The sequence below is a fragment of the Cohnella rhizoplanae genome (genome assembly GCF_948329515.1).
In the GTDB taxonomy this organism is placed as follows: domain Bacteria; phylum Bacillota; class Bacilli; order Paenibacillales; family Paenibacillaceae; genus Cohnella; species Cohnella rhizoplanae.
On record NZ_CAOJCN010000023.1, the window covers coordinates 17,414 to 39,931 of the forward strand.

The following is a 22,518-nucleotide window of genomic DNA, read 5'->3' on the forward strand; positions in this document are numbered from 1 at the left end:
GGAGGAGTCGCGGTGCTGCGCAATCGCAAAAGTGTTTTTTTGACGCTATGGCTCTCGTATATCGTCATTTTGATCATTCCCGTCTCTTTTTCCGCCGTCATGTATACGCGAATGGAGAGCCGGCTGATCGGGAACGCGAGCCGATCGAATCTGGCGATGCTCGAGCAGGTGCGTCAGGTGGCGGACAACCATCTGATGGATATCGATCAATTGGTCGTGCAGATCGCCACGCATCCCAAGCTGCAGACGATGTGGACGATCGAGGAGAGCGGCAAGTACATCCAGTATCAGGAGGCGGTGCAGGCGCTCAAGAATATACGCAGCGGCACCGGCTTCGTCGATGATTTCTTCATCCATTTGCGACAGCAGGACGTGATTCTGACGCCATCTATGAAAACGGATACAAACCTATATTTTAACAATCTTTACATGTTCCCGGGAATGAGCATGAGCCGGATCCGCTCCGAGCTGCTCGGGGACTACCACTTCAAGACGTTCTGGCCCGTGCAGCAGCTGAAGGTCGACGCGTCCATGAAGAACGTCATTCTGTGCGCGGTCTCCCTGCCGCTGGGGGACGAACGGCACATCTGGGGGACCTTGGTGATGATGATCGAGGACCGGCAATTTTTCGACTTGCTGAAGCAGATCGAGTGGGTGAACAGCGGCGCGATGTTCATACTCGACGAGCATGATAGGGTGATCCTGTCGACGTCCGGCGGCGGGCGGCTTCCGGAGGGGCTGCGGGAGGAGTGGTTCCGGTCGGGCAGCGGTTATAAGAAGGATGCGTCGGACCTGATCTCGTATACGACCGGCAAGAGCGGCTGGAAGTACATCTCCGTCGTGCCGGAGAGGGTCGTGCTGGCCCGGGTGAACGATATCAAGCTATGGGCGCTGGTCCTGCTCGGACTGGCCGTAGGGGCAGGGACGCTGGCGGCCTACTGGATGGCGTACCGGAGCTACAGTCCGATCAAGGATATGATGATTGCCCTCATGAAGGGCAAGAATGCGGAGAAGCCCGCTCAGCTGAACGAGTATGAGTTCATCAAGACGTCGATCGCGCAGACGCTGGCGGACAGCCGGGAGGCCAAGGAGCAGCTGGACGAATATATTCCCGTCGTGCGCGCCTACTTCCTCTCCCGGCTGCTCAAAGGGCAGGCGGAGCCGGCCGCGCTGACGAAGGAGTCGCTCGCCTTCATGGGCATTCGCCTCCCGCATGAGGAGGTCAGGGTCATGCTCATCGAGCTGGACGAGAGCGGCGAGCTCCTCCGCGACGGCGGCGAATGGGACTGGGCGCTCGTGCGGTTCCTGTTCAACGTGAGCAGCGAATTCATCGGGGAGAGCGGCTATGCGGCCGAGATGGAGCTGAATCGGCTGGCGCTGCTGCTGAGCGTGCCCGCGAGCGGAGAGAATCTGGGCGAGCTGGTGGATAGCCTGAAGCGGGTCGTCGAGGAACGATTCCAAATGAAGATCGCGATCGGCATCAGCTCGGTCCGGTCCGGCCTGCGGGAGGCCAGCCGCTGCTACACGGAGGCGGCGAGCGCGCTGGACTACCGGATCATCCACGGCTCCGATTCGGTCATTTATTACGAGCAGATCGACAGGACCGGGCGCGGCTACTACGACTATCCCATGGAGATCGAGTCGCAGCTCATCAACTATATGAAAAGCGGTGCGCGCGACGACGCCCTGCGGCTGCTGGACGAGCTGTACGAGACGAACATGGGGAGCGGGGCGATTACGCCGGAGATGGGCAAGGCGCTGTTCTTCGATCTCCTCAGCACGATGCTCAAGGTCATCCATGCGCTGAAGCTCGGCGAAGAGCAGCTGCCGTCCGCCGTCCGCGATCCCGCCAAGTTCGTGGCGGCGGGCAAATCCGCGGAGGATATGCTCGGCCGGCTCAAGTCGCTCTGCCGGGCCGTCTGCGACAGCGTCCTGGAGGCGAAGTCGGACCAGAAAGACCGGCTGAACGAAAATCTCAAGCAATACATAGCGGATAACCTCGCCCACAACGGGCTCAGCCTGACCGCGATCGCCGGTCACTTCGGCATGACGCCGCAGTACATTTCCGGATTCTTCAAAAAGCAGAACGGCGTAAACCTGACCGACTATATAACCGAGATTCGCATCCGTCACGCGAAGCGTCTGCTCGCCGGATCGGAGCTGTCCGTCTTGCAGGTGGCGCTGCAGGTGGGGTACGCGACCGATATCGGCTTCATCCGCGTGTTCAAGAAGCTCGAAGGAATCACGCCGGGCAAATACCGGGAAACCGCTCGGCAAGGGGGCAGGTTGAAGAACGGTTAGTCGGCTGAAAAGCGGTTGGTCGCCCATATGAAGAGCGGTTGGGACTTCAGTCAACGGACTGTAGGCAGACCGCTCTTGTTCTCTTTAAAGTGAAATGGCGGAGCACGCAAGCCGCGAACGAAACTACGGGAGGGTTCATGCAATGAAGAATGTTCTGAAAGTGCTTACAGCATCGGCGGCGGCAGTATCCTTGACGACGGCTTTGTTGACCGGGTGCAGCGGAAACGAAGCTTCACCCGGCGCATCGACTGCGGCCGCGTCCAAAGGGGCGGCGCCCGCGAAGGAAATCGGTTATCCGAAATCGCTGACGTACTGGGTCTCGCTCAACCCGAACGCGGCGGCCACCATGAAAAGCTATAACGAGATCGCCGCATACAAGGAAATGGAAAAAATCACGGGCACCAAGGTCGACTTCCAGCATCCGCCGGTCGGCCAGGAGGCGGACCAGTTCAACCTGATGCTCGCCTCGGGCAAGCTGCCCGACGTCATCGAATACGGGTGGGGCGGCGCCGCGAAGGGGCCGGACAGCTTGATCAAGGAGAAGCGGATCCTGCGGCTGAACGAACTGATCGAGCAGCACGCGCCTAATCTGGCCAAGGTGTTGGCGGAGAATCCGGAATTCCGCAAGCTGGTCACGACGGACGAGGGCAATATCTACGTGATGCCCTTCCTGCTGGGCGATCCCGTCCTCGCCGTCGTGAACGGCCCGGTGCTGCGCAAGGACTGGCTGGATCAGGTGGGCCAGCAGGTGCCGACGACCCTGGCGGAATGGGAGACGGTCCTCACGGCCTTCCGCGACCAGGATCCGAACGGCAACGGCAAGAAGGACGAGATCCCCTATTTGTTCTCGATCGCGGATATGGACTTTAACCATTTGTTCGTAGGGGCATGGGGCATCGGCTCCGACTTCTACAATGATGGCGGTACCGTGAAGTACGGACCGATCGAGCCGCCGTTCAAAGAATTTCTGGCGACCATGGCGAGGTGGTACAAGGAAGGCCTGATCGACCAGGATTATGCCACGACCGACGGCAAGCTGAAGGACGCCAAGGTCACGAACAACCAGCTCGGCGCGTTGTCCACGTACCCCGGCAGCGGCATCTCCCGCTATACGTCTCTAACCAAGGCAGGCACGCCTGGCTTCCAGCTCGTCGGCGCACCGTATCCGGGGCTGCAGGCGGGCGACAAGGTGATGGGCCAGTACACGATGCCGTTCACGGGGATCGGGGCGGCGATCACGACCTCCGCGCAGCATCCGGAGGAGATCATCAAGTGGCTCGACTACAAGTATGGGCAGGAAGGCCACATGCTGTTCAACTTCGGCATTGAAGGCGAGAGCTATAAGATGGACAACGGTTATCCGAAGTACACGGATCTGATCATGAACAACCCGGATAAGCTGCCGGTCACGCAGGCCATGGCCAAATACTTCCTCGCCAGCTTCAACGGTCCGATCGTGCAGGATAAGCGCTACATCGAGCAGTACTTCACGATGCCGGAGCAGCGCGAGGCGCAGCAGGTCTGGTCGCAGGCCGACCATAGCAAGGAGATGCCGCTGATCACCCTCACGGCCGACGAGAGCTCCAAGACGTCCTCGATCATGAACGACGTCAAGACCTACCGCGACGAGATGATCAACAAGTTCATCATGGGGACCGAGCCGATCGATAACTTCGGCAAGTTCGTCGACACCATCAAGGGGATGGGCATCGACGAGGCGATCAAGGTTCGTCAGGCGGCATTGGACCGCTTCAATCAACGGCAATAATAGGAGGGCATGCGGATGTCCCTGATGCCTAAGCAGCGGTCCGGCGCGGCAAAGCCGGCGATCGAGAAGGACGGCTGGAAACGCGGTACCCTTCGCGATCTCAGGATCAACAAGTATATCTATATCATGCTTGTCCCGGTCATCGCGTACTACGTTCTGTTTTACTACGTGCCCATGTACGGCCTGCAGATCGCGTTCAAGGATTACGCCCCCGGTCTGGGCATGTGGGGCAGCGATTGGGTAGGCTTTCGGTATTTTCATGACTTTTTTAACAGCTACTACTTCTGGAGACTGCTTCGCAATACGCTGCTGCTCAGCTTCTACGAGCTGCTGTTCGGCTTTCCCGCCTCTATCATCCTGGCTCTCCTGCTGAACGAGCTTCGCAGCTCCCGGCTCAAGCGGTTCGTGCAGACGGTGACGTACATGCCGCACTTCATCTCGCTGGTCGTGGTTGCCGGGATGCTGGTGGACTTTCTGGCGAGGGACGGCCTCATCAACAACATGCTGTCGTGGTTCGGCGCGGAGCCGATCGCCTTCCTGCGCGAGAGCGGCTGGTTCCGGACGATCTTCATCTCCTCGAATATCTGGCAGAGCGTAGGCTGGGGCTCCATCATCTATCTGTCCGCGATGTCCGGCATCGACCCGTCCCTGTACGAAGCCGCCCGCGTCGACGGCGCCAGCCGCTGGAGACAGACGCTGAGCGTCACGCTGCCGGGGATCATGCCGACGATCGTGATCCTGCTCATTCTCCAGATCGGGCACTTCATGAGCGTCGGCGCGGACAAGATCCTGCTCCTCTACAACAGCTCCACCTACGAGACGGCCGACGTCATCGGCACCTTCGTCTATCGGAAGGGCATTCTGGAATCCAACTTCAGCTACAGCTCCGCCGTAGGTTTGTTCAACGCGCTCATCAACTTCTCGCTGCTCGTGCTAGCCAACGCCATCAGCCGCAGGACCAGCGAGAACAAGCTTTGGTAAGGAGGTGCGGTCCCACATGACACGCAGCCGGGGAGAACGCCTATTCGACGGGGCGAACGTCGCGATCGTGCTTTTGCTTTCCGCGGTTACCCTTTACCCGTTTTTATACGTGCTGATCGCCTCGGTCAGCGACCCCGCGTGGGTGGTGAAGATGCGCGGCCTGGTCTGGTTCCCGCACGGCTTCTCGCTGGAGTCGTACAAGCTCGTGTTCGACAACCCCGCCATATTGACGGGATACGGGAACACCCTGCTCTACGTCGTCGTCGGCACGGCCTTGAACATCCTCATGACTTCGCTTGGAGCGTACGCGCTCTCGAGACAGAACGTGAAGTGGAAAAACCCGGTCATGTTCCTGATCGTGTTCACGATGTTCTTCAACGGCGGGCTGATCCCGACATACCTGCTGGTCAATAATCTCGGCATGCTCGACAGCCGCTGGGCGCTTATCGTTCCGAGCGCGATGAGCGCGTATAACCTGATCATTATGCGGACGGCCTTCCAGAGCGTGCCGGCCAGCCTGGAGGAATCGGCCAAGCTGGACGGGGCGAACGACTTCACCGTCCTGTTCCGCATCGTGCTGCCGCTGTCCATGCCGGTCGTCGCGGTCATGATTCTGTTCTACGGCGTCGGCCATTGGAACAGCTGGTTCAACGCGCTGATCTACTTGCGCAACCGGGAACTGTATCCGCTGCAGCTCATCCTGCGGGAGATCCTCATCACCAACAGCACGGACTCGATGATGACCGGCGTCGGGGGCGCGGACAAGATGCCGATCGGGGAGACGATCAAGTATGCCGCGATCATCGTGGCGACGGTGCCGATCCTGCTGCTGTACCCGTTTCTGCAGAAGTACTTCGTCAAGGGCGTGATGATCGGGGCGGTCAAGGGATAGGGGTTCCTGCCGGCCGAAACGCAAAACGGGATGCGCAGAGACATTTCTGCCGCATCCCGTTTTCGTTATTTCCCCCGAATATCCATAAACGCCCTAACCAACGCCCCGAACTCCTCCTGCCGCTCGCTGGCCGCGTGCTTCTCCGCCATCTGAAGGACCTGCTGAAGCCGGCTGTCCCCGACGCCTTCGCTGTCCTTCATGATCTGGGCGAACTCGGCGACGGCGGCGATGAACAAGGTGGCATCGGAGAGCGCCTCGGAAGGACCGATCGGGGCGGCGGACTCCCGCGACCGATTGTTGTCGTCCACGTCCTTGTATCGGATCGTGACCTTGCCCCAAGGCTTCGCAGCGCCGTCCTTCAACTGGAGCTCATACAGCGCGGTAACGGAATGCCCGGCTCCGACTTCGCCGCCGTCGACCTTGTTGTTGCGGAAGTCCTCGTCCGCGACCGCGCGGTTCTCATAGCCCAGGAGGCGGTAGCCCTTGACCTGCGCCGGATCGAAGTCGACTTGGATCTTGGCGTCCTTGGCGATCGTCTGCAGCGTCTCGGTCAGCTGCTCCTGGAAGATCTTCTTCGCTTCGTCGATGTCGTCGATATAGGCGTAAGCGCCGTCGCCCTGGTCTGCCAGCTGCTCCATCAGCACGTCGTTATAATTGTCCATGCCGAAGCCGAAGGTGCTGAGGTACAGGTTCTGCGCGGCGTAATCCTCGATCGTGCGGAGAATGCCTTCGGGACCCGTCTCGCCGATATTGGCCACCCCGTCCGAGCACAGAATCACGCGGTTTATCGCCTTTTCGTCGTAAGTTTTGCTCGCCATTTTATAGCCTAACAGCAGCCCTGCTTCCGCATTCGTCGAGCCTTCGATCTGCAGCCCGTCGATGGCCGCCAGAATCGCGTCTTCATCCTCGACCGCCGTAGGCTGCAGCACCGTGCGCGCCGTCGAGCCGTACACGACGATGCCGATCCGGTCGTTCGCCTTCAACTGATTGACCAGCAGCGACAGGCTGCGCTTGACCAGGCCGATCCGGTTGTCTTGGTCCATGGAGCCGGACACGTCGATGACGAACGTCAGATTCGCGCGCTGGCGCGACTCCGATTCGATCTCCTTGCCTTTGATGCCGATCCGGACGAGCTGCGTACCCTCTTGCCCGAACGGAGAGGGGCCCGCATCGACATGGATGGCGAACGTATCGTCCTTGGGCGGGGTATCCTTCAAGTCGAAGTAGTTAATGAATTCCTCCAGGCGGATCGCTTCCAGGGGCGGCACGTTTCCGTCTTGAATATAGCTGCGCGCCAAAGTATAAGAGCCGGTATCCACATCCATCGCGAAGGTAGACAGACGATCATTCTCTGTAGATACATAGGGGTTGGTGCCATAATCCTGAAAAAACATATCGGAGGGTGAGGAGGGCTGAGGAGCTGTCGTGCGGGAGGCTTCAGCCGCTTTGGAATCCGCTCTGGAATCCGCTCTGGAATCCGCTCTGGCTACCGATTGCGGCGCACTGCCGTCGGATGAATCGTTATCGCTGCTTGCGCTGCAACCGGCAACCGTGACGCCTAGCAAGAGTACGAACATCGTGCGCATCGTTCTTCTCATCTTGCACACCCCCGATTAATAATGAACCGTTCTCTTGTAATCCATGCTATTCAAGCGCTTTCTGTTACAGAAATATTACAAGCATATTTCCGTCGCGTAACAGAGCGATTAGCCTTTAGACGATCCAGCGCTAGGCCATGTTGCAACTTCTGTAAAATTTACCCTCTAAGGAGATAGGCTTCGGTCCATACAAACAAACGAGCGCCCCAGCCTTCGTCAGGCGGGGGCGCTCCATTTCAAGTCGTCTTATACACCTCGCGGATCGCGTCCTCGATGTCCGGCTCCTTCACGCTGAGGTCCCGGATCGGCAGCTTGCCCGACAGGTCGGCGATCAGCTCGGCGGCGGTGATGCGCGACTTCTCGAACTGATACCAGACCTTAAGGCCCTCCTGTCTGACGATCGTCGCCGCGGGGTGGTCCAGATCGAGATCCTCGCACGGCCGTTCGAGCTCGGCGACGAGCAGACGGTGCGGCGTCAGCTTGGCGATGATCGCGTCGATCGGCCCGTCTTCGACGACCCGTCCGTGATTGACGACCACCAGCCGGCTGCATAGCTGCTCGACATCGTCCAAGTCATGCGTCGTCAGAATGACGGTCAGGCCGCGCTCGCGGTTCATCTCCTTGATGAAGCCGCGGATCGCATGCTTGGCGTCGGCATCGAGCCCGATCGTGGGCTCGTCCAGGAAGAGGACGGACGGCTCGTGCAGCATCGCCGCCGCCAGGTCGCCGCGCATGCGCTGGCCGAGCGACAGCTGGCGAACGGGCGTATCGATGAACTCGTCCAGCTTCAGCACGTCGCTCAGCACGGCGAGGCTCGCCTCATAAGCCGCCTTGTCGATCTGGTAGATGCGTCGCAGCAGCTCGAACGATTCGCCAAGCCGCAGGTCCCAGTACAGCTGCGTCCGCTGGCCGAATACGACGCCGAGCTTGCCGACGACGGCTTTGCGGTCTTCCTGCGGCGAGATGCCGCATACGCGGACCGACCCGGAGGTCGGATGCAGGATGCCCGTCAGCATCTTGATCGTCGTGCTCTTGCCCGCGCCGTTCGGTCCGATATAGCCGACGATCTCGCCCGCCGCGATCGAGAAGCTGATGCCGTCCACGGCGCATACCTTCGTTTTCTTGGGCATCAGCAGACTACGGATCGATCCCCGCAGGCCTCTGCCCTTTTTGGCGATCATATATTCCTTGACCAGATCCTTGACCTCGATAACCGCGTTCATGTCGTACCGCTCCCCGTCGTTTAAGAGCCCGCGCTCTCGTATTTACGCATGCCCAGCCGGAATAGCCCATGTGCCAGGAAGAAGCTGACGATGCCCACCGCGGGCGTCCACAGCGCGAAGCTGAGCGGCAGCTCCAGTCCTCCGTCGTCCAGGCCGAGGAACTCGGCAGCCGGATAGAAGCTGATGAACCCGATCGGGATCAGGAAGGTGAGCAACGACTGCAGCGCATAAGGGTACAGGCTGAGCGGATACATCGTCGTGCGTTCCAGCGTGATGACGGCAAAGCCGACGACCGCCCCGTTCCGCTTGGTCCAGAAGGCGATCGAGCCGAGCGCGATGAACAAGGCAGCGCGGATGAGCACCCCGCCCAGCAGCACGAGGATCAGCTTGGCGATGGCGGCCGCCGTCCACTCGAAGCCCGTCAGATAGCAGCCGTATGCGAAAATGACGATGCCCGGGATGCAATCGATCAGGCCGATGAAGTTGACGTAGCTCGCCACCAGCTGAAAGAAGACGTTCATCGGACGCAGCAACAGCCGATCGAATTCTCCGTTGATGACCTTGCGGTCGATGGACCAGGTGTTGATGAAAAAGACGACAAGAATGCCGTGGCTGATCAGCCCGAGACCGTACAGGAACGTCAGCTCGGGGAAATCCCATCCGCCCAGCGGCTGAAACCGTTCGACGATCACGCGAAGCATCCAGATGCCCGTGAAGTAAGAGGTCGGAATCATCAGCAGCCAGCTGACCAGAAACAACGGATACTCCAGCTGCCGCTGCACGGCGAGCCGTGCGAAGCAGGAGGCGACGGATAGGTAATGCCGTAACGTAGCGATCATCGCGAACCCTTCATCCTCCCTGAATCAACGTCTTGGTCTTGGCCCGCCGCCAGACGGCCGCGAGCAGGAGCGCGAGAAGCGCGATCCAGACCGCCTGCACGGCCATGTCGCCCAGCGCTTCATACGTGCCGACCCTCCCGATATAGATGCCGAGCGGCGTCTGATAGGTATACTGGAAGGGCAGGAAGGCGGAGACGGTCTGTACGGGCCCGGGGAAAAACCATATCGGCACGAAGGCGCCGGACAGCACGCGCAGGATAACGTCCTTCACCATGCCCATATTGCCGAGCTCCATCACCCAGAACGCCACCATGCCGACTAGCGCCGAGAGCAGCCAGAGGATGCCGTAGCTCAGCAGGCAGCTGGGGATAAAGAGCGCCAGACTGAGCGGATCGGCAGGCCCGGGAAAGCCGAAGAAGAGCGCGGCGAACAGGAACAGCGGGATCGCGTTGTTCAGGATCGAGCTGAGCATGCCGCCGATATCGTCGGCCAGGTAACCGCCGAGCAGCGGGAGGGGGCGGTACAAGTCGGTGGCGATCTGCCCCTCTCTCATTTTCACATAGATCGTGTCCTGCACGTTGCAGACGAACAGCGCGCCGAGCGTGCTCGACAGGATGGAGTAAGTGACCATGTCGTCGACGCTCAGCGCTTCTCCCGCTCCGCCCCCGCCCCTGTAAGCCGCCTGCCAGATGAATACGGAGGCGAGCATCAGAATGAGGTTGGTGAAAATCGAGGTGAGCCATTCGAAGCGGTAGGTCAGGTTGGTGAGCAGCTTCATCTTGGCGATATACAAGTATGCCTGGAGCATGGGCGCCCCCTCGTTTGGTTAGATCTGTAAATTATAAGGCTCCTTTGTGAGCCCTACAACTGTTAATTTGGTAGATTCCCCCTCATAGAGGGATATCTCAAGCGAGAATGGTATAATCACGCTAGCATGCTGGAACCGGAAGGGTGATCGCCATGAGCGTTATACGGTTGGAGAACGTTACGAAGAAGTATGAAGACTCCATGATCTTTCGCGATATTTATTTTCGGGTGATGCAAGGGGAACGGATCGGTCTCATCGGGCGGAACGGCGCGGGCAAGTCGACGGTATTTAAGCTCATCCTGGGTCAAGAAGAGCCGAGCGCCGGCAGAGTCGAAGTGGACCCTCAGGTGCGAATCGGGTATTTCTCGCAATTCTCGGAGCTGCATGGCAGCCTGTCCGTTCAGCAAGTACTTGAAGCGTGCTTCGAGCAGGTTGCCCTGATCGAGCGCGAGCTGCAAGAGGTCGGAGAAAAGCTGGGCGTCGTTACCGACGATCGGGAGATGGACGGGCTGCTCGCGAGGCAGGCGGAGCTATTCGAGCAAATGGATCATCTCGATGGTTGGAACGTGTCCGTCGAGATCAATACGGTGCTGACGAAGCTCGGGTTTAACGACAGATCGCGTCATCAACCGATCGACGAGTTGTCCGGAGGCTGGCGCAACCGCGCTGCGCTCGCGAAGATGTTGATTGAGCAGCCCGATGTCGTACTGCTGGACGAGCCGACGAATTATTTGGATATCGAAGGCATCGCGTGGCTGGAGCAGTGGCTGTACCGGTTCAAGGGCGCGATGGTTCTGGTGTCGCATGACCGCCAATTCATCGATAAGGTCGTCACGCGCACGATCGAGATCGAGAACTATCATTTTCAGGAATACGAAGGCAACTACACCGATTACGTCCGCAAGAAGAAGATGCGCAAGAAGGAGCTGGACCGGCAGTTCGAGTGGGAGGAAGAGCTGCTGCTCATGGAGTCCGAGGCGATCGACGAGCGCGCGAGCCGGAAGTCCGGCTCCAAGGACCGTCTCTCGCGCAAGCTGGCGGATAACAAGAAGCGGATCGAGCCGCATCCCGTTAACGTGCTGATCACCGATATTTACGAGAGGCTGCGCTTCCCGGACAAGCTATGCGAGGTGAAGGGAATCGGGCAGACCTACGAGGGCCGGCGGATCTTCGAGAACGTCAGCTTCGATATTCAAAAGGAAGACCGCCTGGTCATCGCGGGACCGAACGGAAGCGGGAAGTCCACGCTCATCAAGGCGCTCACCGGGGCGGAGAAGCCGGAGTCCGGCGAGATCGTCTGGGAGAAGGGCGTCAGCTACGCCTACTTCAACCGGATGTGGGAGGAGCTCGATCCCAAGGATACCGTCAGCCACGCCGTGAATACGTATGGACTGGGACTGGATGCCCCGCGCAAAAAGGTGAACAAATTCCTGGCGATGCTGCAGTTCTCGGAGGCGGATCTGAGCAAGGCGATCGGCCATCTGTCCGGCGGACAAAAAGCGCGGGTGGCGCTGGCCAAGTGTCTGCTGTCGGGCGCGGCCGTGATCGTCCTGGACGAGCCGACCAACCATTTGGATCTGACGAGCATTCAGGTCATGGAGCAAGCGCTCATCCATTTCCCCGGCGCCGTCATCACGGTAAGCCACGATCGCTTCTTCATCGATAAGATCGGGACGAAGATGCTGTCCTTCGATCCTGCCAATGGCGTGACGCTGCAGAGCCTGTAGGGTCGTAGACGGCAGAAAGGCGACCATTCCGCGTCGAAAGAAAGGAAAGGAAAGGCTACAACCCGGCCGTAACCGGATTGTAGCCTTTTTACGATTGCGGGAGCCCCATTAGAAGCGTTTGGCCGCTTCCCTGGCATGCGCGATCGCTTTTTCTTTTACCGATACCGCCTGATCGGATAATGCCGTTCCTTCCACGAAAATAGCCTCGACCGACTCAACCCCATAGAATCGTAATACCTTCGTCAAATAGCTGTATCCCATCTCGAGTTGAGCGAGAGGTCCCTCCGAATAGACGGAACCGCTAGCTTGAATATGCAAGGCTTTCTTGCCCGGTAATAAGCCTACGGGGCCTTCTTTGGTATATCTGAACGTCTTCCCCGGGATGGAGGTCGCATCCGTGTAAGCCTTCAGCACCGGCGGGAGCGAGAAATTCCACATCGGCGATACATATACATACTTATCGGCGGATACGAATTGATCGACGACTTCCTCAAGACGATCAACTTTTGCCTTCTCGGCGTCAGATAGTGCATCCGACGTTGAACCGGACCGAAGCTTCTCCCAGCCGCGCAAAACGTCAGCATCGAAAGGCGGAATATTCTCTTTGTAGAGATCCAGATGAACGACCTCGTCCGCCGGATTTTCCGCGCTGTACGCTTCAATAAATGCTTTGCCTACCGCGAGGCTGTAAGATGACTGATGATCCAGCGGATGCGCGGTGATGTAGAGTACCGTTGCCATGAATCAAACTTCCCTTCTGTAATCGGATGAGTTACGTTTCCTGGGGTGATCATATTATATTTACTTACTTATGTTAAGTAGGCACAAATATGTGGTATAGTATGAAAAAAGGTACCGTAAGGTGGGCGATGTATGCAAAAGAACCCCGGCCAATGTCAGTTCGTCGTGGCGATGGATTCGATCGTCGGCAAATGGAAGCCCACGATCCTCTACCATTTGCTTCAAGGTAAACCGTTGCGGTTCAATGAGCTGCGAAGATTGCTGCCCGATATCACGCAAAGGATGCTAACGCTCTATCTGCGCGAATTGGAGGAGGAAGAGATCGTGAAGCGAGTCGTGTACCCGCAGATCCCGCCGAAGGTGGAATACTCGATCACGGCGTACGGCATGAGCCTGTCACCGGTTCTGGAGATGCTGCATCGGTGGGGAGTGGCCCATATTGAGCGGAAGCGGCTTAAAGAGGCGGAAAATGAACGAACGGAAACGGACTAGCGTTTGCATGCAAAAAGGCCCGAGAGCTTTGGCTCTCGGGCTTTTTTGGTAAACAGGCGGACATTCGTTAAGAACGGAAGGAAGAGCGAGCCGCGCAAGCGAGAAAAGCAACGTTACAGGAGCGGACAAGGGACTGGCGCGTGCGGCAAGCGAGAAAAGCGCGGCTCCAGGTGCGAGATGCGGCGGCAAGCGGGAAAAGCAACGTTACAGGAGCCGATAAGGGACTGGCGTGTGCTGCAAGCGAGAAAAGCGCGGTTCCAGGTGCGAGATGCGGCGGCAAGCGAGAAAAGCAACGTTACAGGAGCGGACAAGGGACTGTCGTGTGCTGCAAGCGAGAAAAGCGCGGTTCCAGGAGCAGGCGCCCGCGCCTCTCCCTCTAACCTGCAGGCCGATCCTTGCTATGGAAGGAGCTTTGCGCGATACGGATAAACTGATGGGCGGCGGCCGCCAGGCCCCGTCCTTTCTTGTAAGCGACGACGTAGCTGCGCGTCGTATTCTCCGCCAGGATCCGGCAATAAGTAGGCGGCTCTCCCGTAACGGTCGTGCCGATGAGGATCTCCGGCACGAACCCGACGCCCATGCCGGTGGCGACCAGCGCGTTCACCGTATCCCAGTTCATCGTCTCGAACACGATCTGCGGTTCGAAGCCGGCCTCCTCGCACAGACGCAGCCCCATGGACGTGAACTTCTGTTCCGGCTTGAGGAATACAAAAGGCTCGTTGCGGGCGAGGCGCAGGTCCATGAAGGGCAAGCCGTTCGACATCGCCGGCGTCAAATGGGCGTGAAGCCTATGCTGCGGAGGAATCGCCAGCAGGATCTGCTCCTGATAGATGGGGAGATGCTCGATCTCCCTGTGATGAAGCGGCAGCGGAAGCATGCAGAAGTCCAATTCGTCGTTGACGATCAGCTCTTCGAGATTGGCAGAATAGCTCTCCACGATGTCGAGCTTCACCTGGGGATGCTGCCGTCTAAAAGCCGGGATCATTCTAGGCAGGTAGTGGTTGCCGTAAAAGGGGGAGATGCCGATCCGCAAGTTGTCCTCCCGCTTGCCCGCGATAATCGAGATCTCCTGCGTCAGCTGTTGGCTGCGCTTGAGAATCTCGCCGCCTTCCTTCACGAACAGTTCCCCGGCGGCCGTCAATTTAAGCGTATGATTCTCGCGGAAGAACAACGGCGCATGAAGCTCCAACTCCAGCTTCTTGATGCATTGACTCAGGGCCGGCTGGCTGACCGACAGCTTCTGAGCCGCCTTGGAGAAACTCAGCTCCTTCGCTACCATGAGCGCGTATTGAATGTCGCGTAGCTGCACTTCCGCACCTCTATTATAATTTTTTATTATACGAGTATTATATTCGCTTATCGGCCGATTTTCAATAATCATCCATTATCCCTTATTATATTGGGATTTAATCTGGTTCTGCATGAGATTTTACAGCTGGTTTACGCTTTCTCTCTTGTCCTTGTCTATAATTATTTTGAATAATACTTCAGACATAGAAGGGACGTTATACGAGTGAGAAAGTCGAAATTTTCGCTGATCGCAGCACTTATCCTTTGCTTCGCCCTCTCCGCATGCAGCGGCGGCAACGCCTCGAACGATTCGAAGGAAGGGTCAGCAGCAGGCACAGGCACAGGCGCAAGCGCAAGCGCAGCCGCAAGTACAGGCGCAAGCGATACGACGGCTTCCAAGGAACTGGACGTTCTGCGGGTCGGAGTCGCCGAGCTCCCCGCGAATATGGACCCGATCCGAGGCGTCGGCAACGCCACGATCCGCATTCAATACAACGTCTTCGAGACCCTGATGCAGGCAGACCAGAAGAACGACTCCGCCTTGAAGCCGATGCTCGCCACCGAGTGGAAGCGGATCGACGACAAGACGCTGGAGGTGAAGCTGCGCCAAGGCGTTAAGTTCCATAACGGCGACGAAATGACGGCCAAGGACGTCGTGTTCAGCTTCGACCGCCTGAAGCAGAACATCGACGGCTCCGAGCTGGCAGCCTCCCTGCTCGCCGGCATTACGTCCGTGCAGAAGATCGACGATTATACGGTTCGATTCGTCACCGGGAAGAACGACCCGATTCTGGAGCAGCGCCTGGCTTCCAGCTGGGGCTCCTGGATCGTCCCGGCCGACTATATTACGAAGGTGGGCAATGAAGAATTCGCCGCGAAGCCGATCGGCACCGGCCCCTACAAAGTCGTGTCCTATTCCCCGGACAAGGTCGTGCTGGAGAGGTTCGACGATTATTGGGGAGAGAAGCCGAGCGCCAAGCGGATCGAATACGTCAACTACCCGGAGACCTCCGCCCGCATCACGGCGCTGATCACCGGAGAAGCGGACATCATCACCCAATTGCCGCCCGATCAGATGTCCGTGATCCAGAATGAACCGAACCTGAGCGTCGAGAGCCTGAACATCAGCAATCTGCACATGCTCGTCTACAATACGAGCTTCGGTCCGCTGAAGGACAAGAAGCTGCGTCAAGCACTGAACCTGGCCATCGACCGCCAGAAGCTCTCCGATGCGCTGTGGGGAGGCAAGGCGATCGTCCCGAAGGGCCATCAATACCCGGAATTCGGCGACCTGTATCTGGACGATTACCCTACGCCGGCGTACGACCTCGAGAAAGCAAAGCAGCTGGTGGCGGAGTCCTCTTATAAAGGCGAGACGATCGAATACGAACTGAAGTCGAATTACTACACCTTCGCCAATGAAGCCGCCCAAGCCATCGTGGATATGTGGAAGCAGATCGGCGTCAACGCCAAGGTCAAATTTACGGACAAGGTGACGCGCGCGCAAGTGTCCAACTGGTCCAACACCATGCGCTTCCCCGATCCGTTAGGCGGGCTATGGCTGCTCTGGGGACCCGAGACCGATGCCCGCGCCGAGTACTGGCAAGACATGCCCGACGGCTTTATCGCAACCGGAGAAGAGATGGAATCCGCGACGGATCCGGCGCAGAGAAAGGAATTGGCCAGAAAGCTCATGAACATCTGGGACGAAGAAGCGCCGGGCACCGTGCTCTATTATCCGTATGAGAACTGGGGCGTCCGCAAGGGACTGGCATGGACGCCGTATCCCTCGCAGGCGATGGACTTCAGGGCGGATAACTTTAAAGTCGTTGAATAATCCCGGCAAGCGAAGCATCGCGGCAAAAGGAAGGAAGGTGACGTCCCCTTGAACATGCTGTTATCCGTCCGCAATCTCAAGACCTACTATCGCTCCGGCAGCAGCGTCGTTCCTGCGGTAGACGGCGTGAGCTTCCACCTGCGCAAGGGAGAGGTGCTGGGCATCGTCGGCGAATCCGGCTGCGGGAAGAGCACGGTCGCCCGCTCCTTGATCAATCTCCTGGACAAGTCCAATGCCCGGATCGAAGGCGGCGAGGTGCTGTTTCATGGCGAAGATCTGATGAAGCAGAGCCGCAAGGCGTGGAGCCGCATCAGAGGCAAGAAGATCTCGATGATTTTCCAAAATCCGCAGTCCGCGCTGAATCCGGTCTATACGGTAGGCGATCAGATCGCCGAAGCGTTGACCGTCCATCAGAAGATGTCGCGCAAGGAAGCCAGAGACCGGGTCGTCGAGCTGCTGAAGCTGGTGGGCATCCCGGAGCCGGAATCGAGATTGACGAATTATCCTCACGAGATGTCCGGCGGCATGCAGCAGCGGGCGATGATCGCCATCGCGCTGGCGTGCCATCCGGAGATCGTCATCGCCGACGAGCCGACGACGGCGCTCGACGTCACGATCCAGGCTCAGATACTAGCCCTCATGGACCGGATCAGGGCGCAGTTCCAGATGGGCATGATTCTCATCTCGCACAACATGGGCATCGTGGCCGAGATGTGCGACAGGATCATGGTCATGTACGGCGGCGTTGTCGTAGAAGAGGGGGAGACGGCTGCGATCTTCGCGGCACCTTCCCACCCTTATACCAAGGGGCTGCTGGCCTCCATTCCAAGCCTCGACGAGGACAGAGATACGCTGTACGCCATTCCGGGCTCCGTGCCGCGGCTGACCGCGCCGGTCGGTCACTGCCGGTTCGCCGGGCGGTGCGCCTATGCCAAGAGCAAGTGTTGGGAGAGCGAGCCGCCCCTGATCGAAGGGGAGAATGGACATCGGTCGAGATGCTGGCTGATGGAGGCGCCAGATAGGGGTCATGACGATGAACGAGAATAAGGAAGTGCTGGCCGAAGTCAAAAACTTGAGAAAGAGCTTCCCCGTGAACAAAGGGATGCTCTGGAGACGTCGGTCCGGGGCGGTCCGAGCCATCAACGACGTCAGCTTCAACATCTACAAGGGGGAGACCTTGGGGCTCATCGGCGAATCCGGCTGCGGCAAAACGACTTTGTCCAGAATCATGATGGGGCTCACGGACGCCACGGAGGGCGAAGTTTTGTATAAGGGACAGCAGGTCGGGGCCGGCGCGCCCTCCGCATTCCGCAAGGAGGTCCAGATGATCTTCCAGGACCCGTATTCCTCGCTGGACCCGCGCATGAACATCCGCAGGATCATCGAGGAGCCCATGCGGATCCATACCAAGCTGAGCGCCCGGCAGAAGCTGGACCGGATCCTGTTCATTCTGGAGAAGATCGGTCTCGACGAGGATGCGCTCGAGCGATTCCCCCATGAATTCAGCGGGGGGCAGCGGCAGCGCATCGGCATCGCCAGGGCCCTCGTTCTTCAACCCGAGCTGTTGATCTGCGACGAACCCGTATCGGCGCTGGACATGTCGGTGCAAGCCCAGATTCTGAACCTGTTCAAGCAATTGCAGCAGGAAATGAAGCTGACCTATCTATTCATCTCGCACGACATGAGCGTCGTCAAGCACGTCAGCGACCGGGTGATGGTCATGTATCTGGGCCGGATCATGGAGCTCGCGCCCAAGCGGAAGCTCTTCGGGAACACGCTCCATCCTTATACGTCGGCGTTGATGAGCGCCATTCCGCTGCCGAACCCCGAGCTTCGAAGAGCGCGAACACTGCTCGAAGGCGACCTGCCGAGCCCCTTGAATCCTCCGGCGGGGTGCCCGTTCCAGACGCGCTGCCCGAAGGCGCAAGCCGTCTGCCGCACCCGTATGCCCGCATTGCAAGAAGCGGAGAAGGATCACTTCGTCGCCTGCCATCTGTATAGCGGGGAGGCGGGGGCATGACCCGGTTCATCGTGAAGCATCTGCTCAAGGCCATCCTCACCATCTGGTTCATCGTGACGGTCGTATTCGTCATCACGCGGATGTCGGGCGATCCTACGGACGGGCTGCTTCCGGACGATGCCTCGGCATCGGTGAGGCACGAGATGCGCGTCTCCATGGGCCTCGACCGGCCGATCCACGAGCAATACGCGGAATATTTGGGTGACGTCCTCGCCTTCGACATGGGCGACAGCTACTATTATCTGCGCCCCGTGAATGAGCTGTTCGCCGAGAGAGCCGGCCGCACCCTTACGCTAGGCGTCGCATCCTTCGTCATCGCGATCGCGATCGGCGTGCCGCTGGGCGTTCTGGCCGCCATCAGACGCAACTCCCTGGCCGACCGGTGGATGATGGGCTTCTCCGTCGCGGCGGACGCCATCCCCGGCTTCGTGCTCGGGATCCTGCTGATCTTTCTCTTCAGCCTGGGCCTGCGCATGCTTCCGAGCGGGGGCAGCGGCACGGCGGCGCATTATGTGATGCCGCTGATCGCGCTTACCCTGGGTTCCGTCGCCAATATTGCCCGGTTGACCCGCAGCTCGATGCTGGACGTTCTTCGCCAGGATTACCTGGACAGCGCCCGAGCCAGAGGCGTACGGGAAACCGCCGTCATCTTCAAGCACGCGCTGAGAAACGCCCTGATCCCGGTCGTCACGATTATCGGGCTTCACATCGGCGCGCTGATCGGCGGCTCGGTCGTCGTCGAGACGGTATTCTCCTTCTCCGGGCTCGGCTCGCTCATCGTGTCGGCCGCCCAGCAAAGGGATTTTCCCGTCATTCAGTACGGGACGATGCTCATCGCGATCGCCGTCACCTTCACCAATCTGCTGGTGGACCTGAGCTACGGCTGGTTCGATCCGCGCATACGCAAACCACACTGAAAGAGGGATGTCTATGATCGCGCGCAGATTCAAAGCGCCGCTCTTCATCGCCGCGCTGATCGCTTCCTTTCTGGCGATATTCGTATTGGCGATGCTCTCGCCCGTGCTGTTCCCGGTTGATCTGGGCGCCACCGATCTGCTCAACCGGCTGATTCCCCCTATCTTTCTTAAGGGAGGCCAGGCCAAGTATGTGCTCGGAACCGATTTTCTGGGCAGAGACTTCCTGATCCGGCTGTTCTATGCGACCCGCAATTCCTTGCTGATCGCGATAGCGGGCTTGCTGATCTCCTCGGCGATCGGCACGCTGCTGGGCGTACTGGCAGGACTGCTCCGAGGCTGGGTAGATCTGGTCATCAGCTTCGTGATGGATGTCCTCATGTCCATTCCTTCCATCATCATCGCGATCGTTCTGGCCTCCGCCATGGAAGCCGACTCCGTGACCATCGCCTTGATCGTCGGATTTACCGGATTCGCCAGCTTCACCCGCCTCGTACGCGGTCAGACGATTCAGCTGAAGGAAATGAGCTTTATCGAGAGCAGTCGCGCCTTGGGCGCCTCCACTACGCGCATTCTATTCGAGCATGTGCTCGTCAATATTTCTTCTCCGTTGATCGTGCACGCGTCCATGAAGCTCGGTTCGTTCATATTGCTGGAGAGCTCGCTGTCGTTTTTGGGGCTGGGCATTCAGCCTCCGGACACTTCGCTCGGCGCCATGGTCAGCGACGGACGCGACCACTTGATCAACAATTGGTGGCTGGCCATCGTGCCCAGCCTGATTATCGTCATCATCGTGCTGCAGGTCTCCTTGGTCGGCGATTGGCTTCGCGATCGATTGGACCCCAAACTTAAATCTTAGAGGAGCTTGAACATAGAATATGTTACTCATAGCGCATAGAGGCGGCACGGACCGTTACCCTGAGTTAACCCTGCAGGCGGCTAAATTCTCGTTAGCGCTTGGCGCCGATTATGTGGAGCTCGACATTCGGTATACGCAGGACCGCGTTCCGGTTATCGCCCATGATTCGGATGCCTTGCGCATGTTCGGCGTCCCGGACAGCATCGGCGATCTCACGGCCGAGCAGTATCGGTCCCTGCGATTTACAGGCCATTCGCTGTTCCACCCCCATACCCTGGAGGAAGTGCTGGCCAGCGGCGTCGCGCCTATTCTTTTTCATGTCAAAGGGGGCGGGAAGGATCTGCTGCCCATCCTCGAGATGATTCGCGCTTATGCGTACGAGGACAAAGTCGTGCTTGGCGTTGTCAACGTCTCGGACGTGCAGTTCGTCAAAAGTCTAGTTCCCGAGATCCGTGTACTTGCCTTCTCTCCCCTCCCCGGGCAAGTCGAAGCGTTCATCGAGGCGGGGGCGGACATCATCCGTCTGTGGGAGGCATGGGTGAGCGAAGAATCCGTAGCCCGGATTCGCCAAGCCGGCAAGCAGGTATGGATCATGGCGGGCAACAACGCCGGCAGGATGACCGGCTATACTTCCATAGACAACATCGCGCTGTGGCGTAAAATGAACGTCGACGGCGTGCTTCTGGATAAGGTGGAGGAGAATCTCCCCTACGTGAAGTCTAGTTCTTGAGCTTCGCCGCGCTTCGATCTGCAACGTAAAAACGGCCCGGCGTCATTTTAATGACGATCCGGGCCGTTTTTAATGCCGTATTGAACGTACCTGCCATCAATCGATATCGAGCAGCTCCAGAATGACGCCCAGGTCGTCCGTGCTGTCGACATACGCGTACTTGTCGCCGTGCTGGATGAGCGGGAAGCCGAAGTCTTCCAGCTTGGCGGCGGTCGCCATCATCCGGTCCTTGGCCTTGAAGGCGAAATGGTGGACGCCGGGGCCGTTCGTCTCGAGGAATTCCTTCCACGTAGAAGGGTCTTCCGTCGGCTCGATGAACTCGATGACCGTATTCTCCATATGGAAGAAGGAAAGCCTCACTTTGCCGGGCGTTGACGCTCCCCGGTAGGTGACGGTGTCGCTGCCGTCTTCATTGGCCATGATGATGGACGGGGCCGGGACGCCGAGCAGCTCGGCGAATTTGTTGGTGGCCTTCTCGACGTCGCGGACGACCATGGCGATCTGACAGACGAAGGTGGTGCCCAGAATCGTATTCGGCATGGGATCGGCTCCTTAGGAGTGGACTTGATGCGTGATGACTCGTGAAGACTTGTGAGGACGAACTACTCGCTGAGTCTATAGCTGACGAAGGCGAAGGTCCGGCTGTCCGGCGCCCAGGAATTCACGTTCAGCGTACCCTGCCCGCCGAACAGCGAGACGAGGGTGCGGGACTCGCCGCCGGCGGCGGGCATGAGCCGCAGCTCGACCTGCTTGTTGGCCGGGTGATCGCCCGGATCGACATCGCCCTTGCGGTAGGCGATATACACCACCCACTGCCCGTCGGGCGAGACGTGCGGGAACCAGTTGTTGCTCTCCTCCTGCGTCATGCGGACTTGGTCGCTGCCGTCGGCATTCATGCGCCACACCTGCATGAGCCCCGACCGCACGGAGTTGAACCAGATGTGCTTGCCGTCCGGCGAATACTCGGGGCCGTCGTTCAAGCCAGGCGCGTCGGTCAGCTGCGTCTCGATGCCGCCGATCGCCGGGATCGTGTAGATGTCGTACTGGCCGTCTCTCTCCGCGCAGTAGGCAAGCGTGCTGCCGTCGGGCGACCAGCCGTGCAGGTAGCTGGGGGCGAGCGGCGTGATGAGCTCGGGGCGCCCGCCCTGCAAGGGAAGGACGTAGATCCGCGACTGGCCGTCCTCGAACGTGTGATGGCTCACGGCGACGCGGTCGTTGTCGGGCGACAGGACGTGGTCGTTGTTGCACTGTACGGCGAAGCCCGAGTCGATCTCCAGGCTGGTGCCTGCGGCGAGGTCGTATTCATAGAGCCGTCCCTGACTGTTATAGATGAGCCGTCTGCCGTCGCGCGTCCAATTGGGCGCTTCGATCAGATGATCGAACTCGGCCAGGACGCGGCGCTCGCCGCTGTGAATGTCGACGGTCTCGAGGATGCTGACGATCGGGCTGGCTTCCATCTTGCGCGGTTCCTTCAATCGGTTCATTGTGCGAGTCTCCC

General features: G+C 59.0%; 20 protein-coding genes. 12 read left to right on the top strand and 8 right to left on the bottom strand.

The features are described 5' to 3' along the window. Positions 1-12 precede the first annotated feature (12 nt). From PQG80_RS23830 to PQG80_RS23845, 4 genes are all read left to right on the top strand, one after another. A complete protein-coding gene (locus PQG80_RS23830; RefSeq protein WP_271754170.1) occupies positions 13-2,301 on the top strand; it encodes a helix-turn-helix domain-containing protein in 2,289 nt (762 codons plus the stop codon). Positions 2,302-2,443: 142 nt separating this feature from the next. After that, positions 2,444-4,069: a type 2 periplasmic-binding domain-containing protein gene (locus tag PQG80_RS23835; protein ID WP_271754171.1), complete on the top strand. Its 1,626-nt coding sequence runs from the start codon at positions 2,444-2,446 to the stop codon at positions 4,067-4,069. A 15-nt stretch (positions 4,070-4,084) separates the two neighbouring features. Beyond that, positions 4,085-5,050, top strand: a complete 966-nt coding sequence (locus tag PQG80_RS23840; protein WP_271754172.1) for an ABC transporter permease — start codon at positions 4,085-4,087, stop codon at positions 5,048-5,050. A gap of 16 nt (positions 5,051-5,066) precedes the next feature. Further along, positions 5,067-5,942 carry a carbohydrate ABC transporter permease gene (locus PQG80_RS23845; protein WP_271754173.1) on the top strand — a complete coding sequence of 292 codons (876 nt, stop codon included), beginning with the start codon at positions 5,067-5,069 and terminating at the stop codon, positions 5,940-5,942. Between the two features lie 65 nt (positions 5,943-6,007). Here the strand turns inward: PQG80_RS23845 and PQG80_RS23850 are convergent, their stop codons facing one another. The 4 genes from PQG80_RS23850 to PQG80_RS23865 form a co-directional block, all read right to left on the bottom strand. Then, on the bottom strand, positions 6,008-7,540 hold the full coding sequence (locus PQG80_RS23850; RefSeq protein ID WP_271754174.1) for a vWA domain-containing protein: 1,533 nt from the start codon (positions 7,538-7,540) through the stop codon (positions 6,008-6,010). A 236-nt stretch (positions 7,541-7,776) separates the two neighbouring features. After that, on the bottom strand, positions 7,777-8,763 hold the full coding sequence (locus PQG80_RS23855) for an ABC transporter ATP-binding protein (RefSeq protein ID WP_271754175.1): 987 nt from the start codon (positions 8,761-8,763) through the stop codon (positions 7,777-7,779). Between the two features lie 20 nt (positions 8,764-8,783). Continuing rightward, positions 8,784-9,602, bottom strand: a complete 819-nt coding sequence (locus PQG80_RS23860) for an ABC transporter permease (protein WP_271754176.1) — start codon at positions 9,600-9,602, stop codon at positions 8,784-8,786. A 10-nt stretch (positions 9,603-9,612) separates the two neighbouring features. After that, on the bottom strand, positions 9,613-10,410 hold the full coding sequence (locus PQG80_RS23865) for an ABC transporter permease (RefSeq protein WP_271754177.1): 798 nt from the start codon (positions 10,408-10,410) through the stop codon (positions 9,613-9,615). A 152-nt stretch (positions 10,411-10,562) separates the two neighbouring features. Between PQG80_RS23865 and PQG80_RS23870 the strand changes: the two genes are divergently transcribed. Then, positions 10,563-12,137: an ABC-F family ATP-binding cassette domain-containing protein gene (locus tag PQG80_RS23870; RefSeq protein WP_271754178.1), complete on the top strand. Its 1,575-nt coding sequence runs from the start codon at positions 10,563-10,565 to the stop codon at positions 12,135-12,137. A gap of 108 nt (positions 12,138-12,245) precedes the next feature. On the opposite strand, the gene PQG80_RS23875 is transcribed toward PQG80_RS23870, so the two are convergent. Continuing rightward, positions 12,246-12,878 (bottom strand): NAD(P)H-dependent oxidoreductase, encoded by a 633-nt coding sequence (locus PQG80_RS23875; RefSeq protein ID WP_271754179.1) that lies wholly within the window; start codon positions 12,876-12,878, stop codon positions 12,246-12,248. Between the two features lie 132 nt (positions 12,879-13,010). Here PQG80_RS23875 and PQG80_RS23880 point away from each other — a divergent pair, with 132 nt between their 5' ends. Next, the gene (locus PQG80_RS23880; protein ID WP_271754180.1) at positions 13,011-13,370 is read left to right on the top strand and encodes a winged helix-turn-helix transcriptional regulator; all 360 of its coding nucleotides are present in this window, start codon (positions 13,011-13,013) and stop codon (positions 13,368-13,370) included. 376 nt (positions 13,371-13,746) lie between these two features. On the opposite strand, the gene PQG80_RS23885 is transcribed toward PQG80_RS23880, so the two are convergent. After that, positions 13,747-14,679, bottom strand: coding sequence for a LysR family transcriptional regulator (locus tag PQG80_RS23885; RefSeq protein ID WP_271754181.1), 933 nt, complete (start codon positions 14,677-14,679; stop codon positions 13,747-13,749). Positions 14,680-14,883: 204 nt separating this feature from the next. Between PQG80_RS23885 and PQG80_RS23890 the strand changes: the two genes are divergently transcribed. The 6 genes from PQG80_RS23890 to PQG80_RS23915 are packed head-to-tail and all read left to right on the top strand — an operon-like array spanning position 14,884 to position 21,020. After that, positions 14,884-16,497 (top strand): ABC transporter substrate-binding protein, encoded by a 1,614-nt coding sequence (locus PQG80_RS23890; protein WP_271754183.1) that lies wholly within the window; start codon positions 14,884-14,886, stop codon positions 16,495-16,497. Positions 16,498-16,551: 54 nt separating this feature from the next. Further along, the gene (locus PQG80_RS23895) at positions 16,552-17,544 is read left to right on the top strand and encodes an ABC transporter ATP-binding protein (RefSeq protein WP_271754232.1); all 993 of its coding nucleotides are present in this window, start codon (positions 16,552-16,554) and stop codon (positions 17,542-17,544) included. Further along, positions 17,531-18,517 carry an ABC transporter ATP-binding protein gene (locus tag PQG80_RS23900; protein WP_271754184.1) on the top strand — a complete coding sequence of 329 codons (987 nt, stop codon included), beginning with the start codon at positions 17,531-17,533 and terminating at the stop codon, positions 18,515-18,517. Before PQG80_RS23895 ends, PQG80_RS23900 begins: the two co-directional genes overlap by 14 nt. After that, positions 18,514-19,434: an ABC transporter permease gene (locus PQG80_RS23905; RefSeq protein WP_271754185.1), complete on the top strand. Its 921-nt coding sequence runs from the start codon at positions 18,514-18,516 to the stop codon at positions 19,432-19,434. The genes PQG80_RS23900 and PQG80_RS23905 overlap by 4 nt, the downstream gene beginning before the upstream one ends. A 13-nt stretch (positions 19,435-19,447) precedes the next feature. Next, on the top strand, positions 19,448-20,290 hold the full coding sequence (locus tag PQG80_RS23910) for an ABC transporter permease (RefSeq protein WP_271754186.1): 843 nt from the start codon (positions 19,448-19,450) through the stop codon (positions 20,288-20,290). A 19-nt stretch (positions 20,291-20,309) separates the two neighbouring features. After that, a complete protein-coding gene (locus PQG80_RS23915) occupies positions 20,310-21,020 on the top strand; it encodes a glycerophosphodiester phosphodiesterase (RefSeq protein ID WP_271754187.1) in 711 nt (236 codons plus the stop codon). Positions 21,021-21,116: 96 nt separating this feature from the next. Here PQG80_RS23915 and PQG80_RS23920 read toward each other — a convergent pair whose 3' ends face one another. Beyond that, the gene (locus PQG80_RS23920; protein ID WP_271754191.1) at positions 21,117-21,560 is read right to left on the bottom strand and encodes a VOC family protein; all 444 of its coding nucleotides are present in this window, start codon (positions 21,558-21,560) and stop codon (positions 21,117-21,119) included. Positions 21,561-21,622: 62 nt separating this feature from the next. Further along, positions 21,623-22,504: a TolB family protein gene (locus PQG80_RS23925; RefSeq protein ID WP_271754192.1), complete on the bottom strand. Its 882-nt coding sequence runs from the start codon at positions 22,502-22,504 to the stop codon at positions 21,623-21,625. Positions 22,505-22,518 lie beyond the last annotated feature (14 nt).